Consider the following 19,474-nt stretch of genomic DNA (forward strand, 5'->3'; position numbering starts at 1 on the left):
TAACTTACTATTTACTTCCTCAAGCCCTCTTTTCGGGCAGGGCGAACAGATTATGAACAATGTGCATAAAGTCCGTAGATTTGTTCATAAAACAGAGATTTTTGTTCATAAAGCGTATTATTTTCATCATCTTGCTTTACTATATCAAACCTCTAAAAAAAGAAAGACCAAAGGTCTTTCTTTTTAACATCACTATTTATGAAGCATTACTCTTAGCAAAATCTTTATCAGATAAGCGTTCATTACCCATTAGGAAAATTGAAATCAACGCCAATCCTACTGGAACTAGTGTCCATAGGAAAGTATGGGCAATTGAAGAAGAAAACACATCAATAATTTTCGCCAATATTGGTGCTGGAATCAATTTTTGAGCTTCAGGTGTAAATGCTTGATTAATATTAGAGAAATTTTGAGGTGCTCCGCTACCTGCAAAAGCATCTGTAATTTTGTCAGTAAATACATTTCGTTGAATAACACCAAAAACAGTAATCCCTACTGTCATTCCTAATGCACGTAGGAATGAGTTTGTTGAACTTGCTGAACCACGATTTTCATTGTCAAAGTGATGCATTGCAGACATACCAAGAACTGAGAATGAAGCTCCAACTCCAAGTCCAACAATAACCATATACACAATCACTTGGAATTTACTCGTATCAGGTGTGATCGTACCTAAACAAATAATACCTGCTAATAATAGGACAACCGAACCGATCATTATACTACGATAACTCATTCGATTTGCTAATGCCCCACCTAGTGTAGCAGAAATACTTACACTTACCATCATTGGTAATAAAACTAAGCCTGAATTCGTTGCTGTTCCACCTTGAACAAATTGAATGAAGATCGGGATATAAATTGTTGCAGCGATGAATGCCGCCCCGTAGAATAATCCGACAAAGTTACTAGCAGCAAAAAGTCGATATTTAAACATATCAAATGAAATAATCGGTTCTGCTACTTTACGTTCAATAAATAAGAAAACAATTAAGAAAACTGCGAACCCAGCAAATAAACCTAAAATTTGAACTGAATCCCAAGCATATTCTTTTCCGCCAAGCTCAAGTGCAAACATTAAACAGACAATACTAATAACAAATGTAATTGCACCCCACCAGTCGATTTGTTGCTTTGTGTGGTTTTTCGATTCAACATAAAAATAACCAATTAATCCTAATGTTAAAAGTCCAAATGGAATATTGATATAGAAAATAAATCTCCAGTTAATATAATCTGTAATGTAAGCACCAATTAGCGGTCCAAGTACACTTGATAATCCAAATACTGCACCAAAAATACCACTCATTTTACCACGCTTTTCAACAGGAAACACATCCCAAATAATTGTAAAAGCAATTGGCATTAAAGCACTTCCACCAATACCTTGAATCGCACGGTAAACACTAAGTTGAATAATAGAAGTTGCAGTTCCACAAAGAATCGACCCTAAAATGAATAAAATAATACCTAACATAAAAAATCTTTTTCTACCGTACATATCAGAAAGTTTACCGAAAATTGGCATCCCAGCCATTTCAGTCACTAAATAAGCTGACGTTACCCAAACAAATTTATCATAGCCACCTAAGTCTTTTAAAATTGTTGGCATCGCAGTTGAAACAATTGTGTTATCAAGAGAAGCGAAAAATATCCCCAGTAATAACGCAATCATAACAGGAACCAATTTTGTTTCCCTTTTTTGCATAATCATCTCTCCTTCACCTTTCATACCTATAAATCAAAATATAGTCTCAAATCAATCTCTATTAATGTATAAAATAGCATTGCTTAATAGACCTAAACCTATACCAATTCCAAACCCAAGAAAGCCACCTACAATTAGATGTGATGTAAAATAACCTACACCTAAACCAACTACTAAACCTAAAATTACAAAAGCTCCATAAAAAAGACCAACAGCTTCTTCGTGTCTCATACTATATAATCATCCCTTCATACAATTTAACTTCAAATAAAATAATAAGTGCGTTACTTTATTTAATTTAAAGTTAATATAACATTGTTTCGTTACTTAGACAATATAAAAATTAAAATTTATTGTAGTATTTTTATTAAAAACAATAATTTATATGTAAATAATAACAATAAAACCTTAATATTATTGAATATAGAAGGGATGCAACAACGTTACGGCACAAACGAAAAGGTAAAAACAAAACATTGTTGTGTTGTACTGAATTTTTATGAATAGAGAGTGTTTTGTTTATTCCTTACTTCTGATCATTTTATACCCAAGACCAAATGCGCTTATTAAAAATAACCATGCTGCTAAATGAAACATAAATTGGATGTCAATTGTTTCAAGCAAAGTTCCTACACCTATAATACATATTGCCGTTACAAAAGATGTCCAAAATAAGTAGCTTCTATAAAAATCAGACGAAGCATTCATAAATAATTTTTTTTCAGCAATCTTAAACAATGCAGTAAAACCACCAAATAGAACTTGGCCAACATAAACAATTTTTATATTATCGATCAAAGGTAGTGAAAAGAACAAAAGACAGCAAAATAATGAATGCAATACCATTAATAAATATGGCGAAACAGAGTCAACAAAACGGCCACCAAAGTAGACTACAACACTTAAGCTTAATGAAAAAAGTCCATACAATAAACTAAATACATCATACGCATCCCCTATATTCCTTAAGAAGAGGACATAATATGGAAAGACTAAAGAGCTACTAAAGCCAATAATACTTAGTAATGCGATTACATAACGATTCATAGGATTTACTCCCCGTAATTTTCATAAAAAGTATTCATAAATACACGATTTGGATCAAACTCTTTCTTCTTATTAAAAAAATCTTCAGTTCTTGGATATGCCGACTGCATTTGTTGCTTAGTCTGATAAGGATAATACGGTAAGTAATAGGATCCTCGATGTTTTATTGTTAGATCAGTCCATTTTTGAATAACCTCTGAAGCTTTATGAACAGAATCTTTATCTTTTCCATGTTGAATCAAAACAACAAAAGCAAACATATCATCTTTTGCATAATTCATGACTGTTTCATTATCTTTTTCAACATATCGAATCGTTATATTTAAAAGATTAAAATCATGCTCATATTTTAAATATTCTCTAACATCGTCAATATAGCTAACAAATTCATCTACAGGTACGAAAAACTCTTGTAAAACTTGTGTATCTTGACGATCATCGAATTCCATAAACTTGCTTTCTGAGCGCATAACGTTATTGCGAGTTTCATAGCTTCCATTTAATGAATGAATAAAGCTATATTGCAGTTGCCAGAAAAGATCTTTACCAATATCCGATGTTCTGGACATACCGAGAGCAAGCTTTGGTAAAAAAGCGGAATGATCTTCCTTCAGCTCTTTATCCGAATCTGACATTTTACGAGATGTTTCCATATAATTAATGGCATAAACTTTGTCAAAAAAACTATCTGGCGCAACAGAAATTCTAGCGATATGCATCCTTGCATTTTTATTTTCTAAAACGTTTTTCTTAAAATACGCCGGATATTTATCATATTCCATCGTTTTTGTTTCCACTTGATATAATTCATTATTTGTTAATTGAAGTTCTACTTCTAGAATAACTCCAAATAATCCATAACCACCTAATACATAAGGAAAAAGTTCTTTATTCTCAGTACGACTTACTTTGATTACTTTCCCTTTTGGAGTTAGTAATGTGAACCAGTTAACTGTACTAGCTAATGAATGATTCCGAATATCACGTCCGTGTGCATTCACACTTAATGATCCACCGACAGAAAATATTTCTTGAGACTGAGTTACCTTCAGAGCAAGATTATAAGGATTAATTGCTTTTTGTATATCCCCCCAGGTTGCTCCACTTTGAACAATTACTGTTTTATGAACTGGATCCACTTTTTCAACTTTATTAAATGTTTTTAAGTCGATCACAACTCCATCTTTATAATATGTATGTCCTCCTTGACTATGGCGCTCGCCTGCAATTGAAACTGTCTTGCCTTGTTCTTTTGCATCAATGACAATTTTCTTTAATTGTTCTACTTCTTTCCCTTTAACAACACGATCAATTTTTGTTGGAAGTAGGTGTCCAACATCATCAATCATTCCATGCTTTAATGGAGTGGGTTTATTCCATAGTGTATGTAAAACTGTAACAAACACTGTTAAGAGGAGTATTCCTACTATTATTTTTTGCCTCACGTTCTTTTCCCCCAAATAGATAAAGTAAACTTAAGCGTTAAAAAAAGACGTGACTACAAAAATGTAAACACGTCTTTTTTTTTAACACTATTGTCCTGTTTCCTAATAATCAATGAAAGTTTAACAGAACTAAAAATCTTGTAAAAACTACTTACTCTATAATATAAGACAATTTATTTACTAAACCATCCAATCATTCGATTTACATCTTTTTCATCTAAATGTCTTACTTGATAAGTGTGACCAAATTGACTTGATAGGATTGTTATATAAATCGTTTTTAGTTTTACTCTTCTTTGCAGAAAACTTTGTTCACCTATCAGTACTTGTATTCTCTCTTTTGGTAAAATCGCAGTTGTTCTTGAGAAGTAACCAGATTGAACAATCACTGTACGATCTAATAGTGTATAGCCGGCGTTTCTAAATCCTAATTCAGCAATAAGTAAGCCTATTAATACGATTGCATATGCCCAAAAATGGACAAATGGAAGTAATACGATCCCACTTGCAATAAGAAGAAAAATAATCAGCATTCTAGAATAATACGTTTTTCGGGCTCTTTTTGGTGCTCGATTTGCAATATCTTCATAGTTAATAGTAGGTAGAAAGTTTTTTAGGAATAATTGTACATCCTTCGTTTTTATAAATGGATGAAGAACATGCCTGCCTTGCTCCTGCTTATCCCCCATCCCAACAGCTTCTACATAAACTGTTGAATAACCAAATAATTGACGAATGATCCCTTCCTTTATAACGACACCTTGAATCCGTTTTAAAGATACTGTAAATTCATTTTTTTCTAATAACCCTCTTGTTATAATAATTCGATTTTCTCTTCTTTGGACTGTAAAGTTTGCAAATTTTAATATGTATCTTATTGTGGAGAAGATTAACGCAAGCAATAAACTACCTAAAAATGCAATAAAAAACATCATATAAGTAAACGATTGGATTTGATTGTATATTGATACATATATACTATGTGGAAGCAAGTCCTCGATTTGTGAAAATAATGATGCTAGTACGGCAAAAGCTAGTCCAACCTCAAATGAAGTGATTCCAGCTAAAAAAAGTTTTCTCGTTTCAATTGTTAAACTAATATCAACAAATGATTCTGCCTGTACACCATTTCCCTCAGCTACAACCGAATCTACTTTTTTCTTTTTAGAACTTAAGACTTCATTCTTTAATGAAAGTGCCACTTCTTTTGGTATAGCATTTAAAATACCTTCAGCTTTTTTTCCACCAGCTGTTTCAATTCGAACACTCACAACATTAAAAAGCTGTTGAATAAAACCAGCATTGATTGAAAAAGATTGGATTCGTTCTTTTTGAATAAATGTATTTTCAATTACAAATAATCCTGAACGAATTCGAAACCCTTCTTCAGTTATATAGTAAGTAAAGCGATACCATTTAATGATCGCTGATGCAACAGGAAAAACAATTAGAACTCCAGCAAACAAATATTGAAACATTGACCCTTTTCCACCTGAAATTAAAAGAATAATAAGTGGTATTAGTACGTTTTTTATTTGCTCTAAAAATACGGTAAGGATATAAGCTGGATGTTGTCTTTTTGGCTCAAACATCGTCATCACTTATCCTTGCTAAGTAGATAATTTTATCTCTAAGCTTTTCAGCGACATGGTGTTCTAAGCCTTCAATTTCATGTGTGGTGGCAGCCGTGGAAATATTTACTGTAGATAAACCGTATCGACGTAGTATTGGTCCTACCTCAGTCGTAACGTGTTGAACTCTGACCATCGGAATAACGATTCGTTTAATAACAAATATTCCTTTTTGAATTTCTAACTCATTTTCATATATCTCATATGCGGTATATTTGAATCTAAGTGTAGGGAAAAATAAAGTTAAAAAAAGAATTAACACTATAACGACAGCGATAATGATCATTAAAATAAAGTAAGGAAGTGAAAAATGTCTCATAAGAAAATAATAGATAATTGGTAATGTAACTAGAGAGATACTACTTAATAGTGATGTAATTCTCCATACAGACCTCATCTTTAATGATGGTCTTTGAGATGGATTTGCTCTCATTTAATCACCTTTTCTATCTCATTAATCTATCACTTACTATATCATACCATGAGTCAAACTATTCACAAACCTCCTATTTATCGACAAAGTTAAAAAAAGGTAATTTTCCCCATACTTAAATACAATATTGATTAGTAAGTACTTAAAAAAAGATAAAGTTTGGTACGTGAAATTTCATCAAATGTCACATTATGCCTAAACTTTATCTAGTTATTATTTTCTATGGAATCTGTTCAATATTTCTACAAAAAAAGGATTTCTCATAGTAACTATGAGAAATCCTCTTTCAAGTTAAACAGTCACACACTTTCTAAAATCAACAATAACCTTTGCCTATGCTTCAACAAGCATAGTAAATTCTTTAATAGAAGTGAAATACATTAAAAGCGTTTTATTTTAGCTCAAGTAATACTACATAAGAATGGACGTTAGCACCATTTTTATACTAAATAGGATTCGTCGCTAAGTTGCTTTATAACACCAACATCTTGATTAATGCAGTACTTAAGATTTTAACACCGTTTGATAGTGAATCTAGATTAAAACTCATATTCGGGTGATGCAAGCCTGGCTTCAAGTCTGTCCCTAATCCTACCATTGTTAATTGTAAATGAGGGAAATTTGTTTTGTAAAAATGAAAATCTTCTCCTCCAGGAGTGTTAACGGCTGGTGCTAAGCTTTCAATTCCGGTTGCTTCCACGATCGCCTCTTTTACAACCTCTTCCATCAACTGACTTTTTTCTGCAGCCACCATTTCTGCAATAGTTTCCATAAAAACTTCTGCATGATTGGCCGTTCCAGCTGCAAAAACCGCTTGTTCAATATCTTTGATTAACTCTTTCATTATTTCATTTCGTTCGGCTCGTACATCAATTCCGAACTCAGCAAAATCTGGGATGATATTTACATTATCTCCACCAGCCGTTACCATTGTTACCTTTGCAGATGCAGAAACAGATGGATCTACCTTTACCGCATTGACTGCTTGAATGATTGCTCCAAGGGAATCAACTACATTTATTCCGAGATTCGGTCTAGCTCCGTGAGCTTGTTTCCCTTTGATTGTCCCTTTTAATAGAGTTGTAGCTCCATGATAGATAGCAGGTGCCGCTTCTCCAAATTTCAATTCTTGAATAGGGCGCACATGAAGACCAAGTAAAAGTTTCACGTCATTTAGAACCCCTCTTTCAATCATCGCTTGTGCACCTTTCCCAGTTTCCTCGGCTGGTTGAAAGATTATTTTTATTAATCCTTTAGGTTCATATCCAATTTCCTTCAAACAAGTTATGGCATAAAGGACCATTGTCATATGAGCGTCATGACCACAGGAATGATTTGCTTTCCATTCTCCATCCACTAGCTGCCACAAAGCATCCATATCAGATCTGATCCCAATTGTTGGTCCTTCTTCTTTATTTCCCCAGTATCCAACGACACCGGTAATATCCTCAAACGTTTCATATGGTATATTCAATTTTTCTAATTGTTCACATAAGAACCTAGTTGTCTCAAATTCTTTCCAACTAACTTCAGCATGTTTATGAAAATACTGATAAGTAGATTTTATCAACTCGTCATGCTGAGAAACCCACGTATTAATCTCATTCATGAATAGCCAAACTCCCTTTTGATAATGATTCTTGTAACTGTGAAGTTACAAATTCTAGCATGGCTTCTAACCTTTGAATTCGCAACGTAGGTTTACCGATTTGAAGAAGTGCGTGGCTTGAGTTCGGTATCCGAACAAATTGCACCTCTCCTCCCTTCCTCTTTATGTGTGAATAGAACTGCTCCGCCTGTTCGATCGGACATCTTAAATCGCTCTCATTATGAAGAAGCAAAAGTGGTGTATTCACATTTTCCACATAAGCAAGTGGAGAACGTTTCCAAAGTGATACTACATCCGTTTTCCCTTGAAATTCTACATCCATAAATTCCGGAGCGATATCACTAGTACCATACATCGAAATCCAATTTGAAATACAACCTTCTGATACAGCAGCAAAAAATTGATCGGTATGAGTAATTAGCCAATTCACCATAAATCCACCGTAACTAATTCCATTGACTGCCACCTTGTTTTTATCAAGAAAATCAAAACGACGTAAAGCCTCGTTTAACCCGTTAAAAAGGTCGATCATATCCTTTCCGCCATAATCGCCACACACCGCATTCGTAAAATCTTCACCAAAGCCAGAAGTCCCTCGTGGATTAAGGTAAACAACCGCAAATCCTTGTGCAGAGAATAGTTGCATTTGGTGAAAATATGTATAACCAAACGAAGAATGGGGACCACCATGTATATCTAATAATACAGGGTATTTTTTTCCTTCCTCAAAATTAGCTGGCTTAAGAACAAATCCTTGAATCTGCCATTTATCCTCCGAACGATACGAAAAGACTTCTGGTTTGACTACCTTTACCTCAGATAAGTAGGCATCATTACAGTCATCTATACGTACTTCGTTTGTGAATAAGGATGGTTCTTCTGGAATAGAAAATTCTTCCGTTGGTTCTCTCTTAATATAATGATATCCCGTATTATTCTTAACATTAACGACAGCAATTTTTCCAGGGTGTTCGCAAGACGAATACGCTATAACAAATGTTTGGTCGCCATTATAAGAAAAATGAAAAATAGTCCGATCTCCACCAATTACTATACGACCTCTTCCATCTGAATCATCCACAGCAAATCGGACAATTTCATTCCTGCCTTCCCGAGTTCCCAGGCAAAAAACGTACTGTCCATTTTTGGACCACTGAGGTTTCAAAGGACTTTTTAGGAAGCGCATATCAGTAAAAATCATATCACCTAGCGTATCATGATATTGTTTACTTAAATGTCTAACCTCTCCTCCATCAGCTGGAATTAGTTGTAATTGAATTTGATTATAATAGTAGGAAAAATACGCAATCCACTTTCCATCAGGTGAAAAAGATGGCGAATGTGCATTTGCTTTTGAATACACCAATTTTTCTTCTCCACCATGTACTGGTATAGTGTAGATCCTTTTACCATAAAGACCACTCTCTCCATCATTTGAAGCAGTAAAAGCAATATATTTCCCATCCGGTGAAATAGTAGGTTCTGAGATATGGTGTGGTCTATTCGTTAATTGTTCGAACTCACCTGTTTTGACATTTATTGAAACAAGCTGGCGAGTGTATGGGGTTTGAAGACCAATCCCATCATTTTTGTAATAAAGCCTGTTGTAGCGTTTCGAACCTTCGTGCCACTGTTTATTTCGAGCATTGATTTCATCAATGGCTTCGGCTTCACTTATATTTTCATTAAACACTTCCACTTCTTTGTTTTGTGCTACTGGTACTAAACCATAAATCATATCTCTATTTGGTGACCAAATAATTGAGCTAATGCCATATTTAAATTTTGTAAGGCATCTCTCCTGCTTAGAGTCTAGCGATAATAGCCAAATTTGCGAACCATAACTGCGATTAGAAAGATATGCAACGGTGTTTCCGTTTGGCGACCAGATAGGCTGGGTGTTGCTTTTTCCGTTAATAGTTAGTTGCTGATCCGTTTTTCCTTCTATATTAGCTAAGAACAACTGCGTATTATAATCATTTTCTTTCTCACAAGCTTTCGTTTTTTCATAGATTACTTGTTTCCCATCAGGTGATATCACGGGATTACTTGGCCATTCAAAACGATAAATATCTTCTGGTTTCGTAAGTCTTATAGTCATATTTTCTCTCCTCCAAAATGAAGAAAGTGAATCCAATTAACTGGGCTTCACTATCCTTCATCATCCTTTATTCTCTTCATTATATAAATGACAAGCTACTCTTCTTCCTTCTACTTCTTGCATTTGAGGTTTAACAGTTTTACAGGAATCCATGGCATGAATGCAACGTTGATGAAAAGCACATCCACTAGGAGGGTTGTCTAAAGACGGCAGCTCCCCAGTAAGAATAATACGCTCTTTAATATCGTCTGGATCTGTCTTTGGAATTGCAGAGATTAGTGCTTGCGTATATGGATGCAGCGGCTTTTTAAATAATTCTTCTTTATCTGCAATTTCCACGATTTCCCCAAGATACATTACACCAACACGATGAGCGATATGTTCTACTACACTTAAATCATGTGAAATGAAGATATAAGAAAGACCAAGTTCTTCTTGTAAGTCTTGTAGCAAATTAAGAATTTGGGACTGAACTGAAACATCAAGTGCCGAAACAGGTTCGTCAAGAATGACGATCTTTGGTCTTATGATAATTGCTCTTGCAATTCCAATACGTTGACGCTGTCCCCCAGAAAGTTCGTGAGGAAATCTTGATAAATAGCTTTCAGATAGTTCTACTAAACCAAGAGTATGTTTAATTAAATCATCATGTTCTTTCCTTGGAACACGATTGGCTATTAGCGGCTCAGAAAGAATTTCTCTCACTGTCAGCTTCGGATTCAAGGAAGCCATTGGATCTTGAAATACCATTTGAATATCCTTACGATATTTATTCATTTCTTTTTTACTAAGCTGAAGTAAATCTGTTCCTTGAAAAATTACTTCTCCGCTCGTGGGCTGGGTAAGACGTAATAAACATCTACCAGTTGTTGACTTTCCACAACCGGATTCACCAACAATCCCAAGCGTCTCCTCCTGATTTAAATACAAGCTAACCCCATTTACTGCACGTACATATTGCGGAGGTTTAAACCAGGATTTATTGGCCTTAAACTTTTTTTCTAACTGTTTCACTTGTAAGAGGGGGGCTGTCATACGAACGTCTCCTTTTGTTGTAACAACCAACATCTGCAAGATGTTTGGTCATCAACTTCGATAAGTGGTGGAAGGCTTGTTCTGCATATTCCCAACACCTTTGGACATCTGTCAGCAAAACGACAACCTTTTGGATAGTTGTCAGGAGTTGGCACTTGACCTGGAATCGATTTAAGACGATTCTCGCCTTTAGATTGATGCGGAGTGGATTGAATCAACCCGATTGTATAAGGATGCCTAGGATTACGTAAAAGTGTTCTTGTATCCGTTGTTTCCACAACCTGTCCAGCGTACATAACCACTACTCGATCACACATCTCTGCTACTACTCCAAGATCATGTGTAATAAGCAAGATCGACATTTGTAAGTCATCTTTTAGGGATTTAAGTAATGCTAATATTTGAGCTTGAATTGTTACATCAAGTGCAGTGGTTGGTTCATCAGCAATTAAAAGTGATGGATTACAAGATATAGCCATGGCAATCATTACACGTTGCTTCATTCCTCCCGATAAACGGTGTGGGTATTCGTGATAGATGGCTTCTGGACGTGGTATTCCAACTAATTTTAATAAATGGACAACCTTTTCCTTCAAATTTGATCCAGTTAATTTTTGATGCTTTTGAATCACTTCGCCTATTTGGATTCCAATCGTCAAAACAGGATTAAGAGAGGTCATAGGATCCTGAAAAATCATAGATATCTCGTTACCTCTTATTTTCCTCATATCTTTTTCAGTTTTATCTACTAAGTTACTATTATTAAACGTAACGCTTCCACTAGAAATTTTAGCCTTTTTATCTAATAGCTGAAGAATCGAAAGAGAAGTCACACTCTTTCCACAGCCCGATTCCCCAACTATTCCTAGTATCTCGCCTTTTTTTACAGTAAGGTCAATGTTCTCTATAATCTTAAGCGAACCATTCTTACTTTTAAATTCTGTGGTAAGGCCTCTTACTTCTAGTACATTAGACATAATCGCCCTCTCCTTCTCGTTACCTTGATGCTTTTGGATCAAATACATCTCTTAAAATATCACCTAAGAAATTAACCGAAAACACAACAGCCGTAATCGCTAGACCAGGAAATGTTGCTAACCACCAAGCGTCATTAATATATTGCTTCCCTTCACTAAGCATGGTTCCCCATTCAGGCGTCGGCGGTTGGGCACCGAGTCCGATGAAACTAAGTCCAGCTGTATCTAATATGGCAACTCCGATAAATAATGTTGTATAAACAAGTAGAACTCCAAAAATATTGGGTAAAATTTGTCTTCTCAAAATCCAGCTATTTGAGCTTCCGATCGAACGACTTGCTTCGACGAAATCAGAAAATTTCACCGTCAATACAGCACCTCTAGTTAATCTGGCAAAGCCCGGTATTGAAGCGATTCCAACTGCAATCATGGCGTTTGTAAGACTTGGACCTAAAATCGCTACAATTGCAAGAGCTAAAACAATACTTGGTAAAGCTAACAATACATCCATGATCCGCATTAAAACGTTATCAACAAGCCCACCGATATAAGCGCTAATTAACCCGATAAACGTACCAGCAACTAAAGTGATACCTAAAGCCAGTGTGGAAACAGTTAGAGTAACGCGAACTCCATAAACTAGCCTTGAGAATACATCCCTTCCTAGTGAGTCCGTTCCAAAAATGTGCTCCTTATTTGGAGCTTGTAAAATAGCATCATAGAAAGGCTTCTCAGGATTATACGGTGCAATGACTGGAGCAAAAATGCCAATTAAAACAATGAATAGTAAAAAAATCAAACAATATTTGGCCCGCTTATAGCTAAGAATTTTATGGAAAGTTGTGAGTTTAATAAGTTTAGGTGTCCTACGTAGAGTGGGAGCCTCAATTGGTTTATATGCCTCACTCAATTTTGCCATTACCCTTCACCCTTTTCATTCAATTTAACACGTGGATCGATTATGCTGTAAACGATGTCTACTAGTATATTAACGCTAACATAAACAGCACCCATAAATAAGACAGTACCTTGAATCATCGGAAAATCCCTCGACATAATCGCACCAATGGAAAGTGTACCTAAACCTGGCCAATTAAAGACTTGCTCGATAATTACCGTACCACCAAGTAGAGCTGCTATTTGTAATCCAATAACCGTAATGATTGGAATGAGTACATTTCTAAAGGCATGGCGGAATAATATATGACGTTCCTCTAGACCTTTCGAACGTGCAGTACGAATAAAATCATTTGATAGAACCTCCACCATTCCATTTCTAGTTAATCTACTAATCATAGTAGACATGACTACGCCTAAAGTAATAGCAGGTAGAATGAGTGATCTTAGTCCAGTTCCATCAGCGATCGGAAACCAGCTTAACTTTACAGAAAATACTAAAATTAATAAGATTCCTAACCAAAAGCTAGGAATAGATACTCCTAATGTTGCTAGGCCGGTACAAAATGTATCGATGATCGTATCCTTATATTTTGCTGCTAAAATACCTAACGCGATTCCAATTATGACAGCAAATACCATCCCAGTTGCTGCTAACTTTATTGTCTCAGGGAAACGATCTAAGATTTCAGTTAATACTGGTCTACCGGTTTTCAGGGAAGTCCCAAAATCGCCGTGAAAAACATTATTAATGTATTGTAAATATTGAACCAAAAGGGGCTTATCCAGCCCCAAATGGTGTGTTAGTTTTGCTACTTGTTCCGGTGAAGCATTTAAACCGAGCATTATTTTAACTGGATCACCAGGTATCAAGTGTATTAGAAAAAATGAGAGTATCGAGATACCAAAGATAACAATGATAGCTGAAACGATCCGGTTTAGAATGAATTGAGTCATTACTTACTCACCCAACTATCATTTAAAAGTATATTCGTTGACTGAAGTTTAATATCATGTACCCTCTTATTTACAATATAAAATACTTTAGGAGAATAGATTGGCACCCAGTAAGCATTTTCAACAATCAACTTTTGAGCGTCAGCATAAACCTGTTTTCTTTCATCAGCATTGGTAGTTGTTCTACCTTTTTCTAATAAAGCATCAAGCTCTGAATTTTTCACTCGAATGTGATTTAATCCACCAATTTGACTTGAATGGAATAGCATATAAAGAATGTCAGGATCTGAGTACGAATAACTTAAGAATGACAGATCGAATTCTCCTTTTGATGCTTTTTGGATTAAAGTTGCTGTTTCCATTTGTTTAATATTAATGGTAATACCAATATCCTTTAACATCGCTTGAACGATTTGTGCAGCTTGACTTTGTGTACTATAGACTGAAAGATCGAACTCTAGTTTCTTTCCGTCTTTCTCCATAATACCTTGACTATTTTTACTCCAGCCTGAGCTTTCTAATAATTTGATCGCCTCGTCTTTATTGTATTTAATGCCGTAATCTTTCACATTCGGATCATATCCAAAAATAGAAGATGAAAGTGGTCCATATGCCGCTGTTCCTTCACCATTAAGAGCTGCTTTAATGATGGCATCTTTGTTAATAGCCATATTTAATGCTTCTCTCACATTTTTATCCTTTAACAATTCGTTATCAAGATTCATTTCTAAGAATAATCCTAGCCCTTGTTGATCAGCATCGAGGACTTGGTACTTATCATTCTTACGATATCTTTCAGCATCTTTTGGAGCCGCATTTACTAGGACATCAATCGAGCCACTATCAAGAGCAGCAAGCATCGTTTGTGGATCCGTAATAAATTTATAAACTAATTTATCTGGGTAAGCCTTACCTTTATTTGCAAAGAAGGATGGAGCCCAATTATAGTCATTATTTCGATCTAATGTAACAGATTGTCCAGTTTCCCATTTCTCAAACTTCCAAGGACCAACTCCGACAGGGTTTCTTCCATAATTAGCTCCATCTTTATTGATAGAAGATAACGATAATGGTTGTAAAAACCCAGTCGTTAAGTTATTTAAAAATGGTGCCGATGGTTGTGCCAAATCAACGACTAATGTTTGATCATCTGGAGTCGAAACCGATTTTACACCAGCTAAAAAGCTAACTAATGGCGCACCAGTATTTGGATTTAACATACGGTCAAATGTTTCTTTAAATGACTTGGATGTTAAAGGTGTTCCATCATGGAAGGTAACACCTTGACGAATTTTAAACGTAATCGATTTACCATCATTTGATACCTGGTAGCTTTCTGCAAGACCAGGAGCAATTTCATTCGTTTTTGGATCAAGTGTTAAAAGCGTATTTCCTAAACGATTTGAAATTTCATCAGCTGTACTCATTGCCGTTTTTTGAATATCAAGCGTATCTGGTTCCTGCGAAAGCCCAACCGTAATTGTTCCACCTGTTTGTGGAGAAGTTGAAGCAGTTGTCGCATTATTCTTTTTATTCGTCGATGCTTGGTCAGTAGAATTACAAGCAGTCATTGCAAAAATAGTAAGAACGCTCACTGATAACAGTGCGAATCTTGGGAATATTTTACGTGCAGTTTTTGTACGCAATTGACTAGCCTCCTTATTCCGTTTTTACTAATTGTCTGAATCCAAATACACAACGACTAATTTTTCCTTCTTCGTCTCTTTTAAATTGGATAGAATATTCATCTTCTCTCATTTCAAATAAGAACCAATCTTCCTCAATCGGTTTAACGAGCGAGTCTACCATCCCTTCCATTTGAGCGCAAAGTTTTCCTTCATCATTGATTGAAAACTCAACCTTACCGCCCTCACCTGAAACATATTTCCCTACATATTCTTGTAACTGTTCTACATTTAAATGTATTTCCGCTAAGTTTATGTTTGAAGATCTTATTGGTTGTTCCAAATAATCTGCAAAGGCACTATTTAAAAGTTTCTTAGAAGGAACACCTATTAAATTAGCATTAGAAAAACCAGTTAAGCCTAACTCAGGAATAATATTCAGTTGAGCTGATACCCCTTTAATAGAACCACCATGTTCAACAAGTTTATATCCATAGAAATCTGGATGAATCATTACTCCGTAGCCATAGAATTCAGTATATCCGCATTGGATATAAGGAGTAGTCATAGCTTCAACACTCTCAGGTGTTAAAATTTGAGCATCTCCTACTTTGCCTTCATTTCGGAAGATTTCTGCATATTTCAGCATATCGTTTACTGTTGATTTTAAGAATCCTGCTGCACGCATCGATGGTGCATCCCATGGATTATTTGACTCAAACACAACAGTCTCTTCATCTACTTTTCTAGAAGCATATAAGTTAGAAATATCTTCATGCCCATCCAATTCATGAAGATGGAAGACACTATTTTTCATGCCAGCTGGCTCTAAAATATAATCCTTCATGTACTGCTCATAAGTAATGCCGCTGACTCTTTCTACAACAGCTCCAAGCAGGGCATAACAATCATTAGAATAACTAAACTCAGTACCAGGAGCACCAAGAAGAGCATATTCACCCTTAGCGATTGATTCCATTAATTCCTCGTATGTAGCAATGTATGGAATTTCAGGAGACTTTTCTTCCTCTTTGCCATCATCAAATTTTGGATCTAACGCTAACGTTTTACTCATAGCACCATATAGACTTGGAATTGGTGGAAGCCCTGCTGAATGTGTCATAAAATGATGGATCGTCATCAGCTTTGTATATTCATCATTGCTTGTCTTAAACTCAGGTAAATATTTAATAATAGGATCTTGAACAGATAATTTCCCTGCCTCTTGTAATTGGAGAATGGCTACACAAGTAAAAGATTTAGTGACTGAGCCAATTCCAAGTACTGTGTCAGAGGATAAAAGTAACTCATTTTCTTTATCACGGAAACCGAAACCGCTTTCATAGAAAAGTTCACCATTTTTTGCTAAACCAATCATATACCCAGGAATTTGATACTTCTCTACGATTTCATTACAATACCCTTCAAACTCTTTTACTTTTTTCAATACATTGTGTCCCATTACAGCACTCTCCCTTAATATTTTTTTATTAAACCTAAAATTAATTAACTTTAGGTGTGACTACTAGAGTTTAAGTTACTTTCTTTTTGGTGATCGATTCTTGAATGAATGGGTAGGAACGTTACTTGTACTAAAGTAAGATTTTTTTGAGGTTAGTCGATTAGATGATTAGTAGGTTATTTGATAAGATGATTAGTTGTATTTTTAGCTTGATTAAACCATTAAGTATTACTATAAAAAAGCAAACACTTCATTTTTATAAATTATAAAGTATTTCCTTTTGACCTATTATATAATCTCTTAGAATTTCTAGTCAATTATATTTTCTGACTTTTCGAAATTTTAAGTTTTCACATTGTAATTGGATTCTAGGAATACATTTTTTTCGACGCAATAGTAATCTAATGCCTCTCGATTTATGTCATAGCCAATACCATATTTCTGTGGTAAATGAATAACTCCATGGTCTACAGTTACTTCAGGATCAATAATATCTCGTTCCCAGTAACTTGCTGATGCCGCAGTATCCCCTGGTAAAATAAACTGTTCTAATGTCGTTAAGGCGATATTATGAGCACGACCAATACCCGCTTCAAGCATACCTCCACACCAAACAGGTATACCTTTCATTAAACAATAATCGTGTATTTTTTTTGCCTCAGTTAGTCCGCCAACACGGCCAATTTTAATATTAATAATTCGACAGCTACCTAACTCAATTGCTTTTCTAGCATCTTCTAGTGAATGAATACTTTCATCCAAACAAATAGGCGTCACTAGCTGTTGCTGCAATTTGGCATGGTCAATAATATCATCATGACTTAACGGCTGTTCAATCATCGTTAAACTAAATTCATCGAGTTTTTTTAACATCTCTATATCTGCTAAAGTATAAGCAGAATTTGCATCAGCCATCATTGAAATGGTTGGAAATTCTCTTCTTACTTCTTTTAACATTTCATAATCAGACCCAGGTTTAATTTTTAATTTTATTCGTTTGTAACCAGCCTCGACATGAGAATCCACCAGTTGAAGAAGTCCTTTTACTGTTGGTTGAAGACCGATACTAATTCCAACATCGATTTGGTCTTTATTTCCACCAAGTGCTTTATAGAGAGGTAATTTTTGTCTTTTAGCATAAAGATCCCAAACTGCTCCTTCTAGTCCAGCCTTTGCCATGTTATTTTTTCTGATTGCTTGAAAACGTTCAGACACTTCATCTGGGTGATGAATTGGAGCCTCAAACAATAATGGAATGAGAAAATCTTCCATAATATGTTTATTCGTTTTAACCGTTTCCTCACTGTACCAAGGACTAGAAAAGGCTACAGATTCTCCAAAACCAACGTTCCCGAACTCATCCTCTACTTCAATAATATAAAACTCTTTATCTTCAAAGGTACCAAAGCTTGTAGTGAAAGGAGCATTTAACTTCATGTTTAATCGGTGCAACGTAATTTGCCGAATTGTAATTGGACTATTAGTCATTCTAAAACCTCCTATGAAAGTGAACTGTTTTTGTAAAAACCTTCCACTTTATTTAATAAATTCTTCTAAAATTACCTCCTAATATCGCTAATATTTCTCCATCCTTATACCCACGATTCATTAACTCTTCGATAAAAAGAGGTAACTTGTCATGTCCATCTATCACATCAAAGGGTACTCTTGGCAAACTTGCTAAATCATCTGGTGATAGATATTTCATAAAGTCATTACAAAGGTCTAGCCCTATTCCAACATGTTCAATACCTGCTACATCCACAAGATGATCTAAGTGATTGGCGAGCTGCACAATGTTGCCTTTAGAATCGTCATCCGAAACTAGCATACTAGCAGCATTAATCCCTATTACACCATTTGTGGAAGCAATTGCCATCATTTGTTCATCGGTCAGATTTCTCATTGTTGAACAAATGGAGCGTGCGTTGGAATGAGACGCAATAACTGGCGTTTCACAAATTTCAATGACATCCCAGAAGCCTTCATCATTTAAGTGAGAAACATCAATAGAAATACCAAGTCTTTCTGCCTCTTTAATCACCTTAACTCCGAAGCTTGATATCCCCCCCTTTTGTCCTTCAGGAACCGGTTGAAAGAAACTCCCATCCCCTACTGCATTTCTCCTGCTCCAAACTAATCCTAGATTACGAACGCCTAATTCATAGAAAACTCGTAATAAACTAAGATCTGTTCCTAACGGTTCTGCTCCTTCAATGGAAAGTAAGAAACCAATCTTTCCTTGTTTCTTCGCAAGATCCATGTCGGCTCCGTTATAACAAATCATTAATTTTTCAGGAGACTCCTGTACTTCTTCATAAAGCGCACTTACTTGGCTTAGTGCTTTGCGAAGAGCCATTTCTGGCAAAAATGCACTGTCTATAAAGATGGCAGCGATAATGACATTAATGCCACCCTTTACAAACCTAGGGTAATAATCTGTTTCAATTACTTTCTTTCTTCCTTTTTCCCGTTGGATCTGGACATCCATTAAAATATCAAAGTGTCCATCAATCGTTAATGCACTATTTTGAAAATTAACCACGA

At 35.4% G+C, this 19,474-nt stretch carries 16 protein-coding genes; all 16 read right to left on the reverse strand.

What is annotated here, in order from left to right; all coding sequences use genetic code 11:
- Window positions 1–196: 196 nt before the first annotated feature.
- A complete protein-coding gene (locus CN601_RS10435; RefSeq protein WP_098170999.1) occupies window positions 197–1,708 on the reverse strand; it encodes an MDR family MFS transporter in 1,512 nt (503 codons plus the stop codon).
- 51 nt (window positions 1,709–1,759) lie between these two features.
- Window positions 1,760–1,939: a hypothetical protein gene (locus CN601_RS10440; RefSeq protein ID WP_098120896.1), complete on the reverse strand. Its 180-nt coding sequence runs from the start codon at window positions 1,937–1,939 to the stop codon at window positions 1,760–1,762.
- A gap of 288 nt (window positions 1,940–2,227) precedes the next feature.
- Window positions 2,228–2,755, reverse strand: coding sequence for a hypothetical protein (locus tag CN601_RS10445; RefSeq protein ID WP_098120895.1), 528 nt, complete (start codon window positions 2,753–2,755; stop codon window positions 2,228–2,230).
- A 5-nt stretch (window positions 2,756–2,760) separates the two neighbouring features.
- Window positions 2,761–4,200 carry an FAD-binding oxidoreductase gene (locus CN601_RS10450; protein ID WP_098171000.1) on the reverse strand — a complete coding sequence of 480 codons (1,440 nt, stop codon included), beginning with the start codon at window positions 4,198–4,200 and terminating at the stop codon, window positions 2,761–2,763.
- 173 nt (window positions 4,201–4,373) lie between these two features.
- Entirely contained in the window at window positions 4,374–5,792 is a 1,419-nt protein-coding gene (locus tag CN601_RS10455; protein ID WP_179865514.1) for a PH domain-containing protein, read from the reverse strand.
- On the reverse strand, window positions 5,785–6,264 hold the full coding sequence (locus CN601_RS10460; protein WP_098120892.1) for a PH domain-containing protein: 480 nt from the start codon (window positions 6,262–6,264) through the stop codon (window positions 5,785–5,787). Before CN601_RS10460 ends, CN601_RS10455 begins: the two co-directional genes overlap by 8 nt.
- Window positions 6,265–6,736: 472 nt before the next feature.
- A complete protein-coding gene (locus tag CN601_RS10465; protein ID WP_098171002.1) occupies window positions 6,737–7,873 on the reverse strand; it encodes a M20 peptidase aminoacylase family protein in 1,137 nt (378 codons plus the stop codon).
- Window positions 7,866–9,611 (reverse strand): S9 family peptidase, encoded by a 1,746-nt coding sequence (locus CN601_RS10470; protein WP_257131669.1) that lies wholly within the window; start codon window positions 9,609–9,611, stop codon window positions 7,866–7,868. The genes CN601_RS10465 and CN601_RS10470 overlap by 8 nt, the downstream gene beginning before the upstream one ends.
- Window positions 9,612–10,034: 423 nt before the next feature.
- A complete protein-coding gene (locus tag CN601_RS10475; RefSeq protein ID WP_098171004.1) occupies window positions 10,035–11,009 on the reverse strand; it encodes an ABC transporter ATP-binding protein in 975 nt (324 codons plus the stop codon).
- A complete protein-coding gene (locus CN601_RS10480; RefSeq protein WP_098121111.1) occupies window positions 11,006–11,986 on the reverse strand; it encodes an ABC transporter ATP-binding protein in 981 nt (326 codons plus the stop codon). Before CN601_RS10480 ends, CN601_RS10475 begins: the two co-directional genes overlap by 4 nt.
- Before the next feature lie 19 nt (window positions 11,987–12,005).
- Window positions 12,006–12,905, reverse strand: a complete 900-nt coding sequence (locus tag CN601_RS10485; protein WP_098120888.1) for an ABC transporter permease — start codon at window positions 12,903–12,905, stop codon at window positions 12,006–12,008.
- Window positions 12,905–13,840, reverse strand: a complete 936-nt coding sequence (gene nikB, locus CN601_RS10490) for a nickel ABC transporter permease (protein WP_098171005.1) — start codon at window positions 13,838–13,840, stop codon at window positions 12,905–12,907. Before nikB ends, CN601_RS10485 begins: the two co-directional genes overlap by 1 nt.
- Complete coding sequence (locus tag CN601_RS10495) at window positions 13,840–15,486, reverse strand: ABC transporter substrate-binding protein (RefSeq protein WP_098171006.1); 1,647 nt, start codon at window positions 15,484–15,486, stop codon at window positions 13,840–13,842. The genes nikB and CN601_RS10495 overlap by 1 nt, the downstream gene beginning before the upstream one ends.
- A 13-nt stretch (window positions 15,487–15,499) precedes the next feature.
- On the reverse strand, window positions 15,500–16,927 hold the full coding sequence (locus CN601_RS10500; protein WP_098171007.1) for a serine hydrolase domain-containing protein: 1,428 nt from the start codon (window positions 16,925–16,927) through the stop codon (window positions 15,500–15,502).
- Window positions 16,928–17,269: 342 nt separating this feature from the next.
- Complete coding sequence (menC, locus tag CN601_RS10505; protein ID WP_098171008.1) at window positions 17,270–18,415, reverse strand: o-succinylbenzoate synthase; 1,146 nt, start codon at window positions 18,413–18,415, stop codon at window positions 17,270–17,272.
- 52 nt (window positions 18,416–18,467) lie between these two features.
- Complete coding sequence (locus tag CN601_RS10510; protein WP_257131670.1) at window positions 18,468–19,472, reverse strand: dipeptidase; 1,005 nt, start codon at window positions 19,470–19,472, stop codon at window positions 18,468–18,470.
- Between the last annotated feature and the right edge of the window lie 2 nt (window positions 19,473–19,474).

Origin of the sequence: Bacillus sp. AFS017336 (assembly GCF_002555445.1) — a bacterium.
Classification (GTDB): Bacteria; Bacillota; Bacilli; order Bacillales; family Bacillaceae_G; genus Gottfriedia.